Below are 21,110 nucleotides of genomic sequence, written 5' to 3'. Positions count from 1 at the left end.
ATTGAAGAAAGAATCAAGAGAATTTGATTCTAGATATTATTGATTAGCCAAAAATGTAATCCAGTTTTTTAGATAGTTAAAAATAAAATTGGGATATGAGGATTATTTTAATAGAAGGGATTAATCCGGTTATTTCAGTATTATTAAATAACCTAAATTAGCCAAAGTTAGTAGTCAATGAAAATCTCCTCAGATAAACGTTTATATCTCTAAAAACAATTTTCGTGATTAGTCGGGTCACTCACTCAAGTAAGACAAAATCATAATTCAAAAAACGGAAGCGATAACCTCAGCGCGTTTTCTACTTTCCTTTTGCGTCGTGTCTCCATAAACTACGAATCTCAGGCGGTCGTAAGTGTTTTGAATTAAATGTCTTCTGTAATTAAAGAGATCCATGACTAAACCACTGATCGTAATCAACGTGGTCGGTTTGACCCAGGAAATGCTGGGGGACCGTACTCCTCATTTGACGAAACTGGCAAATGAAGGGTTTTCCAGGTCCATGGGAACGATACTGCCAGCCGTCACCTGTTCGGCTCAATCAACCTTGTTAACAGGTTTGATGCCACGTGATCATGGGATTGTGGCGAATGGCTGGTATGTCCGTGATCTCGCTGAGGTCATGTTCTGGAAACAGTCAAACAGACTCGTCCAGGGTGAAAAAATCTTTGAAACCGCAAAACGTCGCGACCCGGCATATACCACCGCGAAGATGTTCTGGTGGTACAACATGTATGCGCCGGTGGACTGGTCAGTCACTCCGCGCCCCAGTTATCCAGCGGATGGGCGAAAAGTCTTTGATTCCTATAGCCAACCGGAAGGTCTGAAAGACGAATTGCAGTCAGATCTGGGCGTATTCCCGCTGCTACGTTTCTGGGGGCCGGGAGCGGATATCACCAGCTCCCGCTGGATTGTTGATGCCTCGATCAAAGTGTTTCAGGAGAAAAAACCAAATCTCACTTTAGTATATCTGCCACATCTCGACTATAACCTGCAACGTCTGGGGGCCAGTGATCCTGCCATCGACCAGGATATTCGCGAAATCGATCAGGAAGCAGGTCGTCTGATAGAAGCAGGACAAAAAGCAGGCGCCGAGATTGTTGTCCTCTCTGAATATGCCATTACCGATGTTTCCAGGCCAGTTCATCTCAATCGAATTCTGAGAGAGCAGGGATGGCTGAAAGTCAGAAAAGAAGCGCTAGGCTGGGAAACGATGGACTGCGGCGCCTCCGAGGCGTTTGCGGTTGCTGACCACCAGATCGCCCATGTTTACGTACAACGACCTGAGAAAATCTCCGCTGTCAAATCGCTGCTTGAGAAAACTGAAGGTGTTGAAATGGTCCTCGATCGCAGTCAGCAGGCTGAGTTTGGCATCGACCATGAACGCGCGGGAGAACTGGTCGTAATTGCAGCACCAGGGGCCTGGTTTACCTATTACTTCTGGTTGGATGACTCATTGGCGCCCGATTATGCCCGTACAGTCGACATTCATCGTAAGCCGGGATACGACCCGGTCGAACTGTTTGTTGATCCGACGATCAAGTTTCCCAAATTGCGAATCGCACGTCGGCTGGCCAGAAAAATCCTGGGCTTTCGTTACTATATGGATCTGACCAGTCTCGATGCCTCTCTCGTCAAAGGCAGTCATGGTCGCTTGCCACTCCCCGGGAAAGAAGAAGCTGAAGCCCCTCTGTTTATCTGCTCCTCCAAAGCGATTGAGCGAGATGAAATTCCGATGACAGCGGTCAAAGAAATGTTGCTGGAGCTGCAGTTTGGCAAATAATATCAGGCTCTGGTAAGTCAAATTTTAGACAGTAATTACGCTGATCGATTTTCGAGTACCTGCAGTCGAAAAAACTTTAGCCCCAGCCTTAATAAATGCCCCAGCTTCACAAAATCGGCATTGACTCAATATAGCGTTCTGATGATGATTCCGCAGCCTGTGGTAGCAGCAAATTGCATTTACAGATCTGGACTTAAATCAACATCTGAAACACCCGCATTTATGTCATATCATTTAATCAACACTATTCAAAAATTAGGCCATCCTAAAATTCTGGTTTTGGGCGATTTAATTCTGGATCGCTATACCTGGGGAAACGCAGAACGCATCAGTCAGGAAGCACCTGTCATCCTGTTGCGTGAAGATACTCAGGAAGTTCGGCTGGGGGGGGCAGCGAATGTGGCCAACATGCTGATTGGACTGGAAGCGGAAGTGACCATGGCCGGCGTAACAGGAATTGACCTGGATGGGGTCGTGATCAAAGAGGCGCTCGAAGAATGTGGCGTGAACTGTTCCGCCGTGATTGCTGACCCAAGTCGACCGACTACCGTGAAACAGCGTTTCATGGGGAGAGCTCAACAGAGACATCCGCATCAGATCCTGCGGGTTGATCGTGAAGTGAACACACCACTCGATCAATCAACATCGGAATCTTTGCTGAATACCCTGCTGCCTCTGATTCCGGAACAGCAGGCGATTCTGATCAGTGATTATGCCAAAGGCGTCTGCACGCCAGATGTTTTAGACATCATCATTAATGCAGCTCGTACGGCAAATGTCCCTGTAATTGTTGATCCTTGTCCGGGTCAGGATTACCGAATGTATTCTGGCGCGACAGCCATCACACCTAACCGGCTTGAAACGTCGTGTGCCGTGGGATTTGATGTGAAAAACAAGGAAGATGCATTTCGAGCAGGCAGGCAGCTATGTCGCGATTTGAATCTCGATTTTGTATTTGTCACTCTGGACAGCGATGGCATCGCCTTAACTCAGGCAGACGGTGCAAGCGAGTTGCTGCCGACACGCAAACGCGAAGTCTATGACATCACCGGTGCTGGAGATATGGTGCTGGCTACGATCGGGGTCGGTTGTGCCGCGGGGATTGCCCCTGACGACCTGGCGCGTCTGGCAAATGTTGCCGGGGGTCTGGAAGTGGAACAAATTGGCGTTGTCACGATCAGCCGCGAAGAAATGCTGGCAGATCTCCTGATGGGATCTCGCGTGACCAGTGAAAAAATATTGCCGCTGGAAGAATTACAACGACACGTGGGGGCTCGTCAAAAGCTGGGACAGAAAGTCGTTTTGACCAATGGTTGTTTCGATGTGATGCATGTAGGCCATGTTTCTTATCTCGAACAGGCAGCAGCCGAAGGAGATTGTCTGATTGTCGCCGTCAACAGTGATGACAGCGTCCGCTCTCTCAATAAAGGCCCGGACCGTCCTATTTTCGGTCAGGATCATCGCGCTTCCATGCTGGCTGCTCTGGAAGGTATCGATTACGTGGTCATCTTCGGTGAATCCACTCCCTGCGAACTCATCAGCGTTCTGAAGCCGGACCTGCTGGTGAAAGGTGGGACTTACCAGAAGGAAGAAATCGTCGGGTGGGAAATGGTCGAATCCTATGGCGGGGAGGTTAAAGCGCTGGGGATTACCCCTGGTATCTCAACCACGCAAGTACTCGGAATGATTCGCAGCAGTCAGGAAAGTGAAAGCATTTCGACAACCAGAAACTTTCCCATTGAACTTCCGAAACGAAAAGCCGGATGAAAATAGCAGTCTTTTTACCGAATTGGATCGGAGACGCCGTGATGGCGACTCCTGCACTACGGGCGATTCGACAGGAGTTTTCCGATGCAGAGATCGTCTCCATTCAAAGGCCTTACGTGGCGGATGTGTTGGACGGTTTGACTCTGGTCGATCGATCCATTTCCTGGAAAAGTGGCGAAAAACTGACTTCGCAACTTCGGTTTCTACAGCAGCTCCGAAGCGAGCATTTTGATCTGGCTGTCCTGTTCCCTAATTCGTTTCGTAGTGCCAGCCTGGCTTTTCTGGCTGGTATTTCCAGGCGGGTAGGAATCAATCGTGACTATCGACGCTGGTTGTTAACCGACCCGCTACCTGCGGGTGAGCGACAGATACCACACCCGGCCATTGATGAATATCTGAAAATAGCCGCGCATGTGCTGGGCAGAGAAAGTTCTGAGCTTCCCGCAGAATCAGGAATGTCGCGTGCAATGGAACTCGCGTTGACAGATCAGGATCGTCGTCGCTGGAATTCGTTCTGGAACAAACAGTCTGCTGAATTCAAAAGCAGGCCACTGATCTGCTTGAATCCAGGCGGCGCATTCGGCGCTGCCAAGCACTGGCCGACTGCCCATTTTGCAGCGCTGGCTCGACAGATTGCCACAGAGATGAAACGGTCGGTCTTAGTCGTTTGTGGTCCCGCCGAAAAAGAAGAAGCGATCCAGATTGTAGAACAGGCCAATCATCCGTTCGTTACGTCTCTGGCTGGAGAACCTCTGCATCTGGGACTGACTAAGGCTGCCATTCAACAAGCCGAATTGCTGGTGACCACTGATTCAGGTCCTAGACATTTTGCCGCGCCGTTCCAGGTGCCAGCAGTGACTCTATTTGGTCCCACACATCAGATGTGGAGCGAAACGTTTTACGATCGCAGCCTGCCTGTGCAGCTGGATCTGGATTGTGGCCCCTGTCAACAGCGGGTCTGCCCTTTGGGGCATCACCGTTGTATGAAAGAACTGGGAGCAGATCAGGTCTTTCAGGCAGTGATTTCGTTGCTGGATCAACAACAGCGAAATGCAGCTTGAATCAGATTTAAGCTGCCCAGGATGTTTTCTGGCCGACCAATGAACCCTCTTGCTGGGATGCCCCCAACTCATTTGCGCTGGCGCGACTCTCAACATAGACGACCTGCCAGACCATCAGTGGGATGATACCCAATGGCAGAATCGCAGGTGACCAGGCAGCGAGGGGCAACAATAATCGTTCGATGCCACCAGTCCCCAGTGGAATCAGCATCAGCCAGGCGACCACTGCCAGCATCCGATGGCAGTGTTCTTTAAAACTGACAATCAACGCCCAGCTGGCGATGGGGGCCGCCAGGAGGAACGTCAGTCGCTCGGTTCCCGGTCCGACCAGTAACTGCCAGCAGACCCAGGTCGTGAGCACACCGGTAAAATAGGTTTGCTTGAAATCGGATAATTTCGACAGCCTGAGGCACCAGAGTAGAGCCAGGCCGGCCATACCCAGCTGCAGCAGCGTATAAACGCGATCATCCACATAGGTGCCGAATTGTTCGGCGATGGTGTAGGCATCACGTAATCCACCCTGTCTGAGAGTACGGTAAGGCCCCGTTAGCAATCCATACCAATTCTGGTATTGCTGCGCGACTACGGGTAGGGGACGTGTTAAAAAAGGGGGAATCGCCAGCAGCGCACCCGCGGCAGCAAAACGTGCGGAAAGTTGCCAGGGAAAACGCGCCATCAGCAGCAAAGCCAGGGCAACTGGCCAGAGTTTAATATGCATGGCAGCTGCGAGCAGGAAGGCAGCAACCCACCAGCGTTCTTTTTTCAGTGAAACGACAGCGAACACTGCCAGTGCAAAAACCAGAGAATTACTCTGTGCAGACCAGATCGCCCGCGTGCAGCCCGCCAGGCTGAGGATCAGAAAACTGGCTTCCTGAAACCGGGTCCAGTTCCCGGGAAAGATTTCTTTCACAAGTAACCGTAGCGCAAGTACCAGCAGTGAAATGTTCAAAGCCGTCCAGAGAATACCACCCAGTGAGGCAGGCAAGATCGCAAAGGTGGAAAATGCGACTGCGAAAGTGGGGCTGTAGCGAAATCCCGTTTTATAAACTTCGTTATCGTACAGATTCCGGTCTGCCCACCAGTTAATAGACGAGTCTGCAAAACAGGGGTAAACCGATTTATTTTCCGGTTGTACAACGAATTTGATACTGACAGCGATCCACAGCACGGCCCATAAAATCAATGCGCGTTTCAGCCAGATGACCCCCGATGATTCTTCGACCAGGGGGGATTTGAAAAACAGTGGATTCTGTGAGGATTGATTCATGTCAGACCTGGGAAGTAGGTGTCTTACATGTAAAGACAGCAGGATGGGGCTGAAAGCAATACGACCCGTGCTTTTAAGACTTTTTGCGAATCAGGGCAAGGTCAATCAGTCTGACTGAGACTGCGATCTTGAGGCGATCAGGCTTTTTCTTAACAATTGAAAAAAATGCCGTCGTTCTTTACCGCTTAGCCGTCCCAATGCTGAGCGTATACAAATGATTTGAAGCGAGAGGGGGACCGCACGTTCTTCATTCAACGGTTGAATCGCCAGTCGATCCAGCATGCAGACGAGCGCGTTAGAGACCGAGTAACTACTGCGAATGCCCACGGGATCAATCAGCCAGAGTGAAAGTGCAGCGGCATTCTGGTCGGTCTGTTTCACCACTACATTTTCCAGTTTCAGATCACGATGACGTAATCCCGCTTGCGCCAAACGTCTGACGATTTTGCCCAGTTCTCTGGCAAGTTCATACAGCAGGTCATGAGATCCGGGGAGATCGGATTTCAGCAGATCATGGGCGGTTGAACCTTCAATATACGGCATTTCCAGTTGATAGAAGGAACCTGCCCGATAAACGGGTGTCGCGGGCTGCGGTGTATTGACTCCCGCCTTGAGTAACTTCCAGGCGCCTGTCAGTTGTCGGTCCGGTTGAGACTGTTTGAAGAATGATTTCCAGCGGAGCTGCCAGCTGACCGGCCAGCGCTTGAGGGTAGTCAAACCACGTCCCGGTATTTCCAGCAGCCATACGGAACGTAAGTCTTCTTCTTTCAGACAGCGAATTGTCGTATAAGGGGTACTCTGATCGAACAGTTGGAAGCAGGGACTCGATTGAGGATGGGAATCAGACAATTTCAACGTGGCTTTTCATGATTTTGACGATTGCTCTTTTCGAGACAGTAAATTCCTGCCAAACTCTCGGCAATCTTTCAGTAAACAAGTCAATAGATCATAATAACCTGAGTCAGTCAGGTACCTTCTTTTAACAGGAACGCGTGCGGTTGACAATCTTGAAAATTGTTCGACTCTCCTGTGAAACGTGACTCGTTCTTAACTTAAGTAGTATCAAAGTCAGCTTTATGTCGTTATCGATTATCGTCATCGTCAAAAACGAAGAATCATTCATTCGTGAATGTCTTGCATCGGTTGCCTGGGCAGACGAAATTATCGTCCTGGATTCCGGTAGCACCGACAAGACGGTTGCCATCTGCCGCGAATATACAGACAAAGTCTATGAAACAGACTGGCCTGGATTTGGTCCACAGAAAAATCGTGCTCTGGAGTATGCGACTAAAGACTGGGTACTCTCTATCGATGCAGATGAACGCATTTCTTATGATCTGCAAACTGAGATCAAACGTGTCATTCAGATGCCCGCCCGCTTTGATGCCTATACGATGCCTCGTCGGTCTAATTACTGTGGTCGCTATATGAAACATAGTGGCTGGTGGCCTGATCGGGTAGTGCGTCTCTTTCGGCGGGGAAAAGCCAGCTTCAGTGATGATCTGGTGCATGAGAGAATCATCGTCGCAGGCAAAACCGGAAAACTTCGGGAACCGATTATCCATGAATCGTTACTCACACTGGAACAGATCCTCAACACGATGAATTCCTATTCAACAGCCAGTGCCAAAATGCTGGCAGATGAGAATCAGCAGGCGGGACTCTGTAAAGCGGTCTTGCATGGAATGTGGACGTTCATTCGGACCTACTTCCTCCGCGCCGGTTTTCTGGATGGAAAAGAAGGCTTCATGCTGGCCATTTCTAATGCCGAGGGAACCTATTATCGCTATCTGAAACTCATGGTCATCAATAAAGAGAGTCAGAAGGAACTCTGATCAGTTCATGCCGGGAACCGCAGTCATCATCACGACCTATAACTGGCCTGCTGCTCTGGAAGCAGTGCTTACCGGTTATTTATCGCAATTTCATACTCCCGATGAATTGATCATTGCCGACGATGGATCGACTGACGAGACGCGTGAAGTAGTAGACGGTTTTCGTAGTCGGGCACCGTTTCCGGTAAAACATGTCTGGCATGCTGACCAGGGGTTTCGAGCCGGTGCCATTCGCAACCGGGCGATTCAGGTTGCAGAGGCAGACTATCTTATCTTTACCGATGGCGATTGCATCCCCGCTCCCAGATTTTTAGAGGCCCATGCACGACTTGCTGAAACAGGCTGGTTCCTGTCCGGGAATCGCGTCCTGCTTTCCGAAACTTTTTCACGGGACATGCTTGAGCAAAAAATTCCCGTCGACAGATGGTCGTGGGGAGACTGGTTGAATTCGCGTCGTCTCAAGCAGATAAATCGTCTTTCACCGTTGTTCCGGCTTCCACTGGGAGCCTGGTATCGGCATCGGCTGGCACGGCAGTGGGAAGGTGCAAAAACCTGTAATCTGTCCGCGTGGAAACAGGATTTGCTGGCTGTGAATGGATTTGATGAAGATTACACGGGCTGGGGAATGGAAGACTCGGATTTGGTACTGCGTTTAATCAGAAATGGAGTCTTTCACAAAGATGCTCGCTTTGCGGCAGCTGTATTTCATATCTGGCATCAGGAGAACTCCCGGGATCAACTGGAAGAGAATCAACGCCGTCTGCAGCAGTTGATCGATACGGATCGCATTCAGGCTCGTATCGGCATTGAACAGGCGCAGTCAGCTTGAGTGGATCATCCAGCTAGACTGTGTCCGGTTTTATTGTAGCGCCTCCAGGGGCATTTGGACCGACTATAATAGATTGAGAGACGCTCTGGTTAAATGTAATGCGCACTAAGGATTGCAACGTCTTACTCTTTGCGGAAAATCTCTACAAAAAACGCGCCACGAGACACTCCATTTCCTTCGTCCAGCCAGGTTTGCAACTTTTTCTGGCCTCGTGTCAGGTCAACTTGAAATGTGGTCGACAAATCACCTTCTGAAACGGCCTGTTCCCGTTTCAAGTCACCAATTTGAATCCGGGCGGTTCCTTTTTTTAAAGGATGATGGGCTGATTCCGGACGACAGCGCAATGTGATTTCATAAGTGCCCGGTTCAGCGATCTCCACGACCCAGAACCCATTCGCTACGGGGTTTTTGGCAATCAACTGATGATTCCAGGGAACCTGTTCAATCGGGGCATGCCAGTCGTGGCAGGTCAGATGTGCCGGGTTTTCGAAGCGGGATCCAATGCCGATCGTGACGTACCGACTGAAAACGGGTGTCAAACTGCTCCACCATTTTTCGTATTCTGCTGACAGATATTTGACCACACCTGCATATTCCGCTGCGACGTTTTTCGTCTGACCAGGATCGTTCAGAATGTCATACAGCTCCTTTTCATTGACCAGGCGCCAGCGTTCGCTCATGACAGAGGATTTGCGCCATTTTTCAGGTGTTTCAATCCGTTGCGAATGTACAATCAGAGTTCTGTTTCGTAATGCGTCTTTATTACCAGTTAAAATCGGGACGAGGCTCGTGCCATCCAGTTTCAGTTCGCTGGAAATGGTCAAGTCACAGAGCTCAGCCAGTGTCGGAAGAATATCGATGTGAGCTGTCAACTGGTTGATGTTTTTTCCACCGGTCAGACCTCCTCCAGGCCAATAAAAAAAACAGGGGACTCGGTGCCCACCATCGTATTCAGAACCTTTCATGCCACGCATGCCGGCATTAAACCCAGGCCAGGTTTCCAGGGTGATTGGTTTTCCTTTGGAAAGTCGCCTTTGCTGTTTTTTACTCAGGTCTCTGGGGTTCGGGCGTTGCATACCTGCAGCGGTGCCATTGTCGGTCATGAAAATCAGAATGGTATCTTTTTCCAGCCCGGACTCTTTCAGGTAGCGGAGCAGGCGTCCCATATTTTCATCAATATTGGTGATCATGCCATAAAAGGCCGCCATTTTTTTCGGAACTTCTTTATCCTCATACGGATCACTGTACTGGGGATCAACCAGATAAGGGCTATGCGGCGCATTGGTAGATAGGTATGCAAAAAATGGTTTTGTCTTGTCTGCTTCGATAAATTTCAACGCTTCATCAAACCAGATATCAGTGCAATATCCCTGAAACTTCTCCGGCTTCCCATTACGCAGGTAAGTGTCGCTGAAATAATCATTCTGCCAGTCATCGGGGGTTTGGCCGACACCTCCGCCTCCATGCTGGACGACCGTTTCAAATCCCTGATCCTGAGGTCTCAATGGATAGTTATCTCCCAGATGCCATTTCCCGAAGAGGCCTGTTCGGTAGCCGTTGCTTTTGAAGACTTCCGCCAGTGTGACTTCATTCGTGTCCATGAGAGAACGGCCCATGATGGTATGCCAGACACCGGTCCGCGTCGAATAACGGCCGGTCATTAAGGCAGAGCGCGTTGGGGCGCAGGTCGGATCGACGTGGAAATTCGTCAATCGCAGACTCTTCTGATACAATTGATCCAGATTTGGCGTTTTGATCATCTGGTTGCCATGTGCGGCAATATCTCCGTACCCCTGATCATCGGTGATGACCAGAATTATGTTCGGTTTTCCAGATTCAGGAGTGTCTGCCGGGCAATCCTTCAGGCTGATCAATAAGATCAGAATGCAGGTCAATAGGTGCAGAATGGGTCGCATAGCCTACTCGTCAAAGTGTTGATGACTCAGAAATTATTACAGATATAAATCGATTTTTGTACTTAGTTTTCCTAGTCCAGTTTAACTACCCCACTCAGGGAAAGGTAGTAATATTTTAACTTGTCTTAGATTTATACTGACGCAACAGGGGCTCCGTTGGTTGTTCCCAGACCAATTTCAGCAGAAATGCAAAAGACGCAGGCTGAGATCCTTCTGACTGATCAATTCCTTTTGATTCGGGACTTCGCTATGATGTGCCAGAATCCGTGGAATATCTTGAAATAGAGGTGCGGATCTACTGTCGGATAAAATATTTCAACATCATTTAATTATTGAAAAGAACCATGGAAGCCGGAATTGTTGGCCTGCCGAATGTAGGTAAATCTACGTTATTTAATGCATTAACTGCTGCGGGAATTGCAAGTGAAAACTATCCCTTCTGTACGATTGAGCCCAATGTGGGGATTGTCAATGTGCCAGATCCGCGGTTGGAAAAAATTCATCACTATATCCCTACAGACAAGGTGATCCCTGCTATTTTAAGGCTGGTGGACATTGCGGGGATTGTGCGGGGCGCTTCTGAGGGAGAAGGGCTCGGTAACAAATTCCTCTCGCATATTCGCAATGTGGATGCGATTCTCCATGTCGTGCGGTGTTTTGAAAACGGCGACGTGATCCACGTCGAGGGGAAAGTCGACCCGATCAGCGATATCGAAACGATCGATATTGAATTGATGCTGGCTGACATGCAGAGCGTCGAATCTGCAAAACAGAAAGCAGCGAAAACTGCCCGGTCAGGAAATGCGGAAGCCAAGTCGCGACTGGCCGTACTCGAGGTATGTGCAGCACGCCTGGCAGAAGAAAAACCTTTACGCGGTCTTTCGTTCGATAATCCGGATCAGCAGAAAATCTTCAAAGGTTATCAGTTTCTGACTGCCAAGCCGGTTCTTTATCTGGCAAATGTTGATGAAGATGATCTTCAAGGTGAAGGCGAACTCGTCCAGCGTGTGCGTCAACGTGCTGCGGAAGAAGGGGGTGAAGTCGTTGTCGTCTGTGGTCGACTGGAAGCAGAAATCGCGGAGTTGGATGAAGCAGATCAGAAGGAAATGCTGGAGAGTGTCGGACTGGAAGAACCGGCGCTGGCTTTCGTCGCCCGGGCGGCTTACCACACGCTGGGACTCCAGAGTTACTTTACCGCCGGGAAGATTGAAATCCGTGCCTGGACCATCCCCATTGGCGCCACCGGACCACAGGCCGCCGGAGTCATACATACTGATTTTGAGCGAGGTTTTATCCGGGCGGAAATCTTTTCGGTCTTTGATCTGGAAGAATATCACACGGAAAAGGCAATCCGTGAAGCCGGTAAGTTGCGCGTAGAAGGCAAAGAGTATGTGATGAAAGACGGCGATATCTGCCATTTCCTGTTTAATGTGTGAATTGGATCTGAGATAAACCGACTTTCACAGACTTCTTTTATTTTTATGAGAACTCCTGACTGAGCAATGTTGTCTGTATTCAGGTCCGTCCCTGAGTGTCGTCGCATGCTCAGATCGTATTAACCTCTTACATAATTGAATCGAGATTTGCAGTATCATGAGTCTGTTTCGTCCTCAGGTCCAGCAGATGACCGGTTATACACCCGGTGAGCAGCCACAGGAATCTGGCTGGGTTAAACTGAATACCAATGAAAATCCTTATCCGCCTTCGCCGCTCGTGAAAGCAGCGGTTGAACAGGCCCTGGCAGGTCGGTTGAACATTTATCCCGATCCTCTGGCGACGGAATTCAGGAAAGTCGCTGCGGAACTGTTTCAGGTAGATCCCGACTGGGTCCTGCCCGGCAATGGCAGTGATGAAGTTCTGACCATTCTGATGAGAACGTTTGCCGATGCCGGCGATCTGGTTTCTGCTCCCTATCCCAGTTATACTCTTTACGAAACACTGGCGGAAATTCAGGGAGCCCGCTTCGAGAAAATCCAACTCAATCCAGACTGGAGCTGGCCGACCACCCAGGCACAGGAAATTTCAGCGAAGAGCAAAATCCTGTTTGTGCCGAATCCCAATGCTCCCTCTGGAAACCGCTGGTCCGATGAAGAAATTATTTCACTTGTACCTCCACAGGGTGTACTGGTACTCGATGAAGCGTACGGCGATTTTTGTGATCAACCACACAAGGGGGAATTACTCAAATCACAAGCTGGCGAGCGAATCATTGTGACGCGTACGTTGAGTAAGTCGTACAGTCTGGCTGGCATTCGTTTCGGCTTTGCAGTTGCACACCCCGACCTGATCCAGGGAATGCAGAAAGTCAAGGACAGCTACAACTGCAATACCCTGTCACTGGCTGCAGCGCTGGCCGCACTCAAAGACCAGGAGTGGATGCAGGCCAATACGAAAAAAATTCAGACAACCCGCAAACATCTGATGGCTGAGTTGGGAAAACTGGGTTTCGAAACGGTAGACAGTCAGACCAATTTTGTCTGGTGTACTCATCCTGATCAAGAGCATGAGCGCCGCTATCAGGATTTAAAACGTCGCAAGATCCTCGTACGCTACATGAAGTTTGGTCTGACCGCTGGTGTGCTGGATGGCTTGCGAATCACCGTAGGGACCGACCACGAAGTACAGACCGTTCTCAATGCACTGCAAGAGATTGGCTGAATCACTGTTATATCGTGCAAAATTTGACATTTTCCCGGGCACGATTGAAACGGTTATGCAATTCAGGCCGACGGCCCCTCTGCGAATTGACACCAAGTCGGTCTGTTGCTGCGAAGCATTTTTGAGAAAGCCGATCCGGACTGTAAGATTATAGAAATCAACAAGTTGACCTTTATTATATGAGTTCTCTCAAATGAGCCGTAAAGCCTCGATTAAACGTGATACCGCAGAAACCCAGATCGAATTGTCTCTGGAACTGGATGGCAGTGGCCAGTCGGATATTCAGACCGGCGTTGGATTCTTTGACCACATGCTGACTCTGTTGGCGCGTCATGCTTTGTTCGATTTAACCATTAAAGCCAACGGAGATCTGGATGTTGACTATCACCACACGGTGGAAGACGTTGGCATCTGTCTGGGGAAAACACTCTGCGAGGCAGTGGGTGATAAAAAAGGAATCACCCGCTATGGCTCCATTACGCTCCCCATGGAAGAGACTCTGGTCACGACCGCTCTCGATTTAAGCGGTCGTTCCTGGTTTGTGTTCGATGTTCAATTTCCCACAGAAAAAATTGGTCAGTTCGACACGGAACTCGTACGGGAATTCTGGCAGGCATTTGCCTCGAATGGTTTGTTAAACCTGCATCAGGTTCTGCATCATGGTGGTAACAGTCATCACATTTCAGAAGGGCTCTTTAAAGGAACTGCACGCGCTCTCAGACAGGCTGTGGCCATTGATCCGCGTCAGCAGGGAGTTCCTTCATCCAAAGGTGTGTTATAAAATCTCTGCCAGCCTTACCCGTTTTTTAGCTGAAAACAGATGATATAATTCCTGATTTCCTGACTGCATTTTTAGTGCGGATGTCAATGTTCGGTAAGATATCACTGCTGAAAAAAACGAATTTATTTTTCGTGCGCTTTTTCTTCGCATCTATGTTGACTCTCTGAGTAGAAAAGTTAATCTGAGAATTAGCTCTGGTTTGTTGAAGTGATTCGAACTGGATTTCATGTGAGCCAGAAAATTTGACTTCAACGTTTCAGTGCGTTTTTAAATTTAACTTTTGCCATTCCGACTTGGACTGTTTCCAGTCACAGCCTGAATAAACATCGTGGCAAGATCAGTTTCTTTATTTGAGAACTGCATCGATACCATCAACGATGTTCAAACCACTCTTCGCAATCAGATCGTTCTTCCTGTTGGTATTTGGTCGTTGATCAAACATATCCAGGGGCAGCTTCTATCTTCATCGCGGCGAGCTGGCAGGTGCAGATTGATGCAGATTCGGCTTCGGAACGTTGTAGAAATTAAATGAGGAAACTCCCGAAATCACCACTTGTGCCAATACGGATGGCGACTTGGGTTGTTTTGACTGCCGAGATTAATGGCCAGTAAGTGTCAGCGGCAGCCTAGGACTTGATGGCTCTGTACGGATTATGAGTAAGTTGGTTGGTAGTCAAATCTATTGTGATTGAAGCTCACAATTTTCTATTTCGGGAGTTTCCCTTTTTCTCAGGCAGCCGCCTGATTCCCCTCGGTGATTTCATACAGCAGCGCATTTTTCTCTTTCCCGACCAGTTTGATTGCGCCGGTATTACGCAGACAGTATGCCATCTTCTGTGCCAGCCAGCGCGGGATACCGGCTGCTTTGGCCAGATCTTTAGTCTGAAAGGGGACAGGGAGTTTTCCCGGGATTAACTTGAGCAGATCAGCTGCTGTGTTCAACTCGATCTGTTCCTCTACCGATCGCAACACGCGATCCGTCACCCGGTAATCTTTCCCCTTCCAGCGGCGGGGCTTTCGCGCAATCCGGTGTTCCTCCTGAATGGTGAGCGCCACTTCCAGCGTCAATCGTGGATGCGGGAACACATTGGCGAAATGCACCATATCTTCAAACAGATCAAACACCGAGCCACGACGGGGGCTGAAGCGGGCGGAGATCGGCTCACCATTCTTCTTCTGCCGTTTGATCAGATATTTCCGGATCGCAATCGGTTTGACGACATGTACATCATAATCTTCCAGCAGGCAGCGAACCTTGTCGCGAATCGCACCCAGTGATCCATGCTGAATTTCAATCAGTCGGTCACCGTCAATGGCATCAATTCGATATGAACCCAGCGTAATTTCTTCACACTCTGCATTCGGTGCATAGTACGATTTCAATTGACGATGCAGTGAGGTTTCCATACCGGGTGCACGTTCAGGCGAAGGGGAGTTCAGTAAAGCAGACGCTGATTGCCGGGCATGGTAGGCCAGATAGAAAACTGTGTCTATATGAATCTCAAATGCTGTCAGGCTGCTCACTTCAAGCAGTCAGCAGCCTGATTTATTTCTGCCTGAGATCAGGTATCGATGACAGACAGGCGGCCTGTGCTGTCGCCAAATGAAGTGACCGGGGCTCCCACTCGGTCCAGCATGGAGACGAACAGGTTACTCAAGGGTGTTTCTGTCTTGACCTGGTGGTGGAAACCGGTCTTGATTGTGCCCCCACCTTTACCGGCCAGGATAATTGGCAGGTCGTGGTGGCTGTGGCGGTTACCATCGCCGATGGCGCTGCCATAACAGATCATCGAGTTATCCAGCAGGTTGCTGTTTCCTTCCGGTGTTTCTTTAAGGCGTTTGAGGAAGTAAGCAAACTGCGAAGTCAGGTACTCATCAATTTTTTGAATGTCAGCCATCTTCTTTTCATCATTGCGATGGTGTGACAGTTCGTGATGCCCTGAATTCACTCCGACCATCGGGAAGGTCTGGTTACTGCCAGCGTTGCCAACCATGAACGTAGCGATACGCGTGGTATCGGTCTGGAAAGCAAGAATCAACAGGTCGTACATCAGCCGGATGTGCTCCTGGAACTCGCTGGGAATACCGTCCGGCAGTTGCATTTCCGGCGGTTTGATTTTTTCCTGATGCGTACTGCGTTCAATCCGCTGCTCGATTTCTCGTACGCTGGTGAAATATTCGTCAATTTTGCGTTGGTCATTCCGACCCAGCTGTTTTTTCAACTGATCAGCATCGTGTTTGACCAGGTCCAGAATACTCTGGCGATCTTTTAGATGGCGGGCACGTTGTTTTTCCCTCTCGGCTCCGCCGCCAAACAGACGTTCAAATGCCAGTTTGGGAACAATCTCTTTTGCTGTGGGCGTAGAAGGTGTTCGCCAGGAAATATTGGAAGAGTAAGCACAGCTGTAACCAGAGTCGCATTGTCCGGCGTTCCGGCCGCGTGTCATGCCCAGTTCCAACGAAGGCAATCGTGTCAGATGTCCTACCTGCTGAGCGGCAACCTGGTCGACGGAGACACCGGCTTTAATATCTGCACCGCTGGTTTTTGTCGGGTGCGCACCTGTGAGATACACGGAAGCACAGCGGGCATGATCCCCGGCCCCATCGCCGAGAGCGCGGGCATTGACCTGAGCCAAACCGGAAATTACATTGACATCCGACTTCAGACTTTCCAGAGATTTCAGTGTTTTCGGCATCTCATAGTTCTGGCCTGTGGATGTGGGATACCACGATGGACCAATCACCCCGTTCGGGAAGAAAATGAACGCGGTTCTGACAGGCGCTTTCGCCGCAGCAGGAGCAGCGGCGGCCAGATGCAACTGAGGCTGCATGATCTCCAGCAATGGCAGAGCCATCGTCGTTCCAAGACCCTGCAGGAATGTACGGCGTTTCAGGAGATTAGTCATTGTGAGAACCTCGTTGACGTTTCAGGAAGGGATCGCTTGTGACAATCTCGGTGACGAGCGCTGAAAAGCGATATCCCCTGGTAGTAAAGTTGTTGGTGATTTCATCCAAAGCACACTTGTCGTAGTATTCGACACCACGACCAATGGCGTAAGTCAGCATCTTCTCTGCTAAAGATCGGCTGAATCCCTGTTTCTGCTCTTCCAGAATCCCGATTAATTCTACGGGACTCTTAAAAGTCTGACCACTGGGTAACTGTCCAGAAGAATCGATTTTATGTTTTCCTTCTTTTTCTCTCCAGCGACCAATGGCATCGAAATTTTCGAAACCCAGTCCTAAGGGATCCATCTGATCGTGACAGGCCGCACAACCGGCGATCTTACGATGTATTGCCAATTGTTCGCGTAAGGTGGCATTCGGTTTCGCACCTGCTGCTTCTTCCAGCTCAGGCACATTGGGTGGCGGTGGTGGGGGTGGTGTGCCCAGTATATTTTCCATAATCCATTTTCCCCGTTTGACAGGAGAGGTCCGGCCCGGGTTGGAGGTCAATGTCAGGATGCTGGCTTGAGTGATCAGACCGGCCCGCTTCGATTTATCGAGGCTGACTTTCTGGAATTTATCCCCTTTGATTTTGTCGTTCCCGTAAAATTTCGCCAGATTCTCATTCATGAAGGTGTAATCAGCGTTGATGAATTCAATGACGCTGCGGTCTTCTTTCATGATATAGCTGAAAAATTCTTCCGTTTCGCGACGCATGTCAGCTTTTAACTGTGTATTGAAAACGCGGAATTTTCGTGGATCGGGTGTTAAGTCATCCAGGTTTCGCAGATTCAACCACTGACCGGCAAAGTTTTTAACGAATGCTTCCGACTTGGGGTCTTCCAGCATACGTTTGACCTGCACCTGCAGGGTACGCCGGTCGTGCAGTCGCCCCTGAGCTGCCAGATCGAATAGAGTCTGATCGGGCATACTGCTCCACAGGAAGTAAGAGAGCCGGGAAGCTATCTCATATTGTGCGATGGTCTGTTCGTCACGTGTCTTGGTGGGATCCTGCAGACCTTCAATGCGAAACAGAAAGTGAGGGGATACCAGAATCGCCTGGACCCCTACCTGAATTCCCTGCTCGAAAGTACGCCCCGACTTCACCCGCGCTTCGACCAGTTCCACAACCGGAGTGACTTCTTCCCGGCTGACCGGACGACGGAATGCCTGTGTGGCAAATTCGCGGATAATTTTCTCTACACAATAATGGATTGAGCGACCGCTGCCCGGGGTACAGGTGATAATTTTATGATGTGATGTCGGCAGGTCCACAGGCAGTTGACCCAGGGGACCTTTAAAAGCGACTTCGTTTACATACAGATTCCGATCCCGTTTATTGGGAGGACCTTTGGGATCATAGAAGTCGTTCAGGAACGAAATGGTGAGGATATGCTTGCCTTTGGGCAGTCGGACTGCTTGCGGCATGGTGAACGTACCGGGAGAGTTCCGGTTTTCTTTCACTTCGAATGTTTTCAGCAGTTTGCCATCCAGCTTGACTTCCATTTTCGCATGGTCTGTTCCTGCAGGAGTCGAGCCGGCGATGATTCGAAAGTCATATTTGCCGGCTTGCTTGAGTTCGATCTTACCAGCCAGAGTGCCACGAGAATGAAAGCCCGCACCACTTTTTCTGATTGTCACAGCGCCTTCCTTCTGGAAGTTCTTCTCAGTGATTTTCTGCCAGGGATAGCTGTCAGGAGTGTTTGCAAAAATGGCTTTCTCGGAGATCTCTTCGGCAGCGTCCAGATATTTTTCCATTAACAGTGGCGGCAGAGTCAGTACGTCGCCAATATTATCGAAACCATAGCCGACATCATCGGAGGGGAAGTTTTCCGCTGGTTCAAAATCAATGCCGACCAGATCACGGATTGTGTTGTTGTACTCGTTACGGTTCAATCGGCGTACGGTGACACGCCCCGGGTTAATGTCCCCTGAACAATCCACCCCATACAGAGCATCATCAAACCAGGCCAGTACGTCTTCCCGTTCCTGATCTGTTGGCAGAGAGCCTGCATCTTTTGGAGGCATCGATTGAATCTGGATGCGCTTGACGATTTTTTCCCAGGCTTCCCGCTGTTCCAGAATGCTGTCGCGGGACTTGTATTTTTCCAGCGCAAGACCGGCTTCTGCTTCCGCGCCGGTGTGGCAGTCAAGGCAGTATTTCGTAATGAACTGTTTCACCTGTGACTGAAATTGTTTTTCTGATTTCTCCAGGCTTAGCGGTGCTCCGTGTGCAGCGGAGAGACAAATCATCAGACTCAGACCGCAGGCTGCGACGCAGGCACTCTTCAGAGTCTGAAGTTTTGAGAGCCGGGATGTTGATTCAATCATTCGCATTTATAAAAAACCTTCGGGCGGGGGACTCAGGTTGATTTCTTTCGAGTGGCTTAAGATCGAAAGCAGTGAGCGCATCGTTTGCACACGATCAGACTGAGGCAGGTGTTTAGTGGCAGGAATCTCATAGTATAGCGTAACGTCACGGGAGACCGTTTTGCAAGATCAGTCTGCTGCAGATCTCCTGTAGACAGTCTATTTTATAACATGATTGGCTGCCTGTCTGTATTCTACTCAACAGGCTGGTACAGAGTTTCAATATTTTAACTTCTTAAGTATTTAATACGAACTTCATTAAACCGGACACTGCCGGTTTGCTGGTTATTGACAGGCTCTATTCCGCTCTGCATCCTAATGGAGTGTCATTTTTAAAATTTGGGTTGATAGATATCACGAGAGTGCGACAACGGAGCACGTAAACAACACCCCCCAACCCTCAATTTGTAGCTTGACAAAGCACTAGGGACAGGCGATCTGCTGTTCAGGCAGGTTTCCTCTTTCCATAATTTAATCTCCAATCCTGTCTGGTACTGAACTGATGAATCAGCGCGCGATGATTACTGTTAGTGTCCGGTGGAAACTTCTTTTTCTCTGCCTGTTCCTGTTGAACGGTTGTGCCCCGAGTACCATCGAAAATTATCCGGATCGACCGATTACGATCATCTGTCCCTGGTCGGTTGGCGGGGCGACAGATCGTACGTCACGACAGTTGGGTGTGTACCTGGAACAGGAACTCGGAGTCCCCGTCAATGTCATCAACGCCACAGGCGGTCGTGGAGTCACCGGGCACAGTCGAGGTCTCAATGCCCGGCCCGACGGTTATACACTGGCCATCATTACCGTCGAACTCAATATGCTGCACTGGCAAAACCTGACAAAGCTCACACATCAGGACGCCATCCCGATTGTCTCACTCGTCGATGGCGCCGCCGCGGTCTTTGTCAAAAAAGAGTCTCCTTTTCAGAACATGCAACAGCTGCAGGACTATGTGAAAATACACCCCGGCGAACTGACGGCTACCGGCACCGCGAGCGGCGGGATCTGGCATCTGGCACTGGCAGGCTGGCTCGATTTCAGCGGGTTCAACGCGGAAGACATCAAATGGATTCCCATGAATGGCGCAGGCCCGTCATTACAGGAACTCGCCAGCGGTGGCGTTGATCTGGTCTGCTGCAGTCTACCCGAAGCCAAGACACTGTATGAGTCTGGTCAGGTCCGCTGCCTGGGAGTGATGGCGGAGGAGCCTCTGGCAGAATTCTCGGAAGTTCCCACCTTCAGTTCGCAGGGCATGGACTGGAATATTTCGGGGTGGAACGGCCTCGTGTTACCTGTCGGGACGCCAGAACCCATCGTGGAGAAAGTCTCGGCAGCCGTCAAAAAAATCACTGATGGCGACGTAAACATCATCGGAAAATCATTTCCGGAAGCCATGCGGGAGGCTGGTCTGAGTACCCGTTATCGTGCCGACCAAGAGTTCTCTACTTTCCTGAAATCGAATGACGAGACGCTGGGGAAACTCTTAACCAGTGATGCCTTCGCTCAGATGTCGACGCGGGATACCGGACCGCTGGTTTTTCCCGGAATGATCGCATTTGCCATGTGTGTGATTCTTGGCTGCCTGGCGATTCAGAAAAAAGTTCACGCCCTCGCTCCTGAAGTGACCGGCGATGCGGTTACCCGGCAGGGTATTATCAATACAATTCTCGTTTTGATCGGGATTGTGTTTTACCTACTGTTCGCCGAAGAACTGGGGTTCATTCTGACAGCAGGAGTCGTTCTGTTTCTGCTGCTCTGGAAGTTTGGCACGCGCTGGTGGGTGTGTGCTTTGATTACAGTATTATTCATTCCGGGAATCTATACCCTGTTTGCTCACCTCCTGCGCGTTCCCCTGCCACGGGGTGTACTTGGCTGGTAACCTTCGGCTCGACATTGTTCT

At 49.8% G+C, this 21,110-nt stretch carries 15 protein-coding genes; 9 read left to right on the top strand and 6 right to left on the bottom strand.

Features of this window, described 5'->3' with window-relative positions; translation table 11 throughout:
* Positions 1 to 394: 394 nt before the first annotated feature.
* The 3 genes from Pan161_RS13610 to waaF all read left to right on the top strand — a co-directional run bounded on the left by Pan161_RS13610 (position 395) and on the right by waaF (position 4,611).
* The gene (locus tag Pan161_RS13610; RefSeq protein WP_145227825.1) at positions 395 to 1,783 is read left to right on the top strand and encodes an alkaline phosphatase family protein; all 1,389 of its coding nucleotides are present in this window, start codon (positions 395 to 397) and stop codon (positions 1,781 to 1,783) included.
* A 222-nt stretch (positions 1,784 to 2,005) separates the two neighbouring features.
* Positions 2,006 to 3,550: a PfkB family carbohydrate kinase gene (locus Pan161_RS13605; protein ID WP_145227823.1), complete on the top strand. Its 1,545-nt coding sequence runs from the start codon at positions 2,006 to 2,008 to the stop codon at positions 3,548 to 3,550.
* Positions 3,547 to 4,611: a lipopolysaccharide heptosyltransferase II gene (gene waaF / locus Pan161_RS13600; protein WP_145227821.1), complete on the top strand. Its 1,065-nt coding sequence runs from the start codon at positions 3,547 to 3,549 to the stop codon at positions 4,609 to 4,611. The genes Pan161_RS13605 and waaF overlap by 4 nt, the downstream gene beginning before the upstream one ends.
* 7 nt (positions 4,612 to 4,618) lie before the next feature.
* Here waaF and Pan161_RS13595 read toward each other — a convergent pair whose 3' ends face one another.
* Positions 4,619 to 5,878, bottom strand: a complete 1,260-nt coding sequence (locus Pan161_RS13595; protein WP_145227819.1) for a glycosyltransferase family 87 protein — start codon at positions 5,876 to 5,878, stop codon at positions 4,619 to 4,621.
* 105 nt (positions 5,879 to 5,983) lie between these two features.
* On the bottom strand, positions 5,984 to 6,733 hold the full coding sequence (locus Pan161_RS13590; protein WP_145227817.1) for a BUD32 family EKC/KEOPS complex subunit: 750 nt from the start codon (positions 6,731 to 6,733) through the stop codon (positions 5,984 to 5,986).
* A gap of 221 nt (positions 6,734 to 6,954) precedes the next feature.
* On the opposite strand from Pan161_RS13590, the gene Pan161_RS13585 reads away from it, so the two are divergent.
* A complete protein-coding gene (locus tag Pan161_RS13585; protein WP_145227815.1) occupies positions 6,955 to 7,713 on the top strand; it encodes a glycosyltransferase family 2 protein in 759 nt (252 codons plus the stop codon).
* A gap of 7 nt (positions 7,714 to 7,720) precedes the next feature.
* On the top strand, positions 7,721 to 8,542 hold the full coding sequence (locus Pan161_RS13580) for a glycosyltransferase family 2 protein (protein ID WP_145227813.1): 822 nt from the start codon (positions 7,721 to 7,723) through the stop codon (positions 8,540 to 8,542).
* Between the two features lie 122 nt (positions 8,543 to 8,664).
* Here Pan161_RS13580 and Pan161_RS13575 read toward each other — a convergent pair whose 3' ends face one another.
* The gene (locus tag Pan161_RS13575) at positions 8,665 to 10,458 is read right to left on the bottom strand and encodes an arylsulfatase (protein ID WP_145227811.1); all 1,794 of its coding nucleotides are present in this window, start codon (positions 10,456 to 10,458) and stop codon (positions 8,665 to 8,667) included.
* A 344-nt stretch (positions 10,459 to 10,802) separates the two neighbouring features.
* Here Pan161_RS13575 and ychF point away from each other — a divergent pair, with 344 nt between their 5' ends.
* The 3 genes from ychF (at position 10,803) to hisB (ending at position 13,897) form a co-directional block, all read left to right on the top strand.
* On the top strand, positions 10,803 to 11,894 hold the full coding sequence (gene ychF / locus Pan161_RS13570) for a redox-regulated ATPase YchF (protein ID WP_145227809.1): 1,092 nt from the start codon (positions 10,803 to 10,805) through the stop codon (positions 11,892 to 11,894).
* A gap of 157 nt (positions 11,895 to 12,051) precedes the next feature.
* Complete coding sequence (hisC, locus tag Pan161_RS13565; RefSeq protein ID WP_145227807.1) at positions 12,052 to 13,116, top strand: histidinol-phosphate transaminase; 1,065 nt, start codon at positions 12,052 to 12,054, stop codon at positions 13,114 to 13,116.
* 193 nt (positions 13,117 to 13,309) lie between these two features.
* On the top strand, positions 13,310 to 13,897 hold the full coding sequence (gene hisB, locus Pan161_RS13560) for an imidazoleglycerol-phosphate dehydratase HisB (RefSeq protein WP_145227805.1): 588 nt from the start codon (positions 13,310 to 13,312) through the stop codon (positions 13,895 to 13,897).
* Positions 13,898 to 14,626: 729 nt separating this feature from the next.
* On the opposite strand, the gene Pan161_RS13555 is transcribed toward hisB, so the two are convergent.
* Genes Pan161_RS13555 through Pan161_RS13545 form a run of 3 tightly spaced genes read right to left on the bottom strand, consistent with a single transcriptional unit; the run spans position 14,627 to position 19,177 of the window.
* Positions 14,627 to 15,421 (bottom strand): hypothetical protein, encoded by a 795-nt coding sequence (locus Pan161_RS13555; protein WP_145227803.1) that lies wholly within the window; start codon positions 15,419 to 15,421, stop codon positions 14,627 to 14,629.
* A 38-nt stretch (positions 15,422 to 15,459) separates the two neighbouring features.
* Complete coding sequence (locus Pan161_RS13550; protein ID WP_145227801.1) at positions 15,460 to 16,803, bottom strand: DUF1552 domain-containing protein; 1,344 nt, start codon at positions 16,801 to 16,803, stop codon at positions 15,460 to 15,462.
* Positions 16,796 to 19,177 carry a DUF1592 domain-containing protein gene (locus Pan161_RS13545; protein ID WP_145227799.1) on the bottom strand — a complete coding sequence of 794 codons (2,382 nt, stop codon included), beginning with the start codon at positions 19,175 to 19,177 and terminating at the stop codon, positions 16,796 to 16,798. The genes Pan161_RS13550 and Pan161_RS13545 overlap by 8 nt, the downstream gene beginning before the upstream one ends.
* 535 nt (positions 19,178 to 19,712) lie before the next feature.
* On the opposite strand from Pan161_RS13545, the gene Pan161_RS13540 reads away from it, so the two are divergent.
* Entirely contained in the window at positions 19,713 to 21,089 is a 1,377-nt protein-coding gene (locus Pan161_RS13540; protein ID WP_145227797.1) for a tripartite tricarboxylate transporter substrate-binding protein, read from the top strand.
* Positions 21,090 to 21,110 lie beyond the last annotated feature (21 nt).

Source organism: Gimesia algae (assembly GCF_007746795.1).
Lineage (GTDB): Bacteria > Planctomycetota > Planctomycetia > Planctomycetales > Planctomycetaceae > Gimesia > Gimesia algae.
Note: the sequence above shows the minus strand (reverse complement) of the source record. Positions and strands in the feature narration are given on the sequence as shown.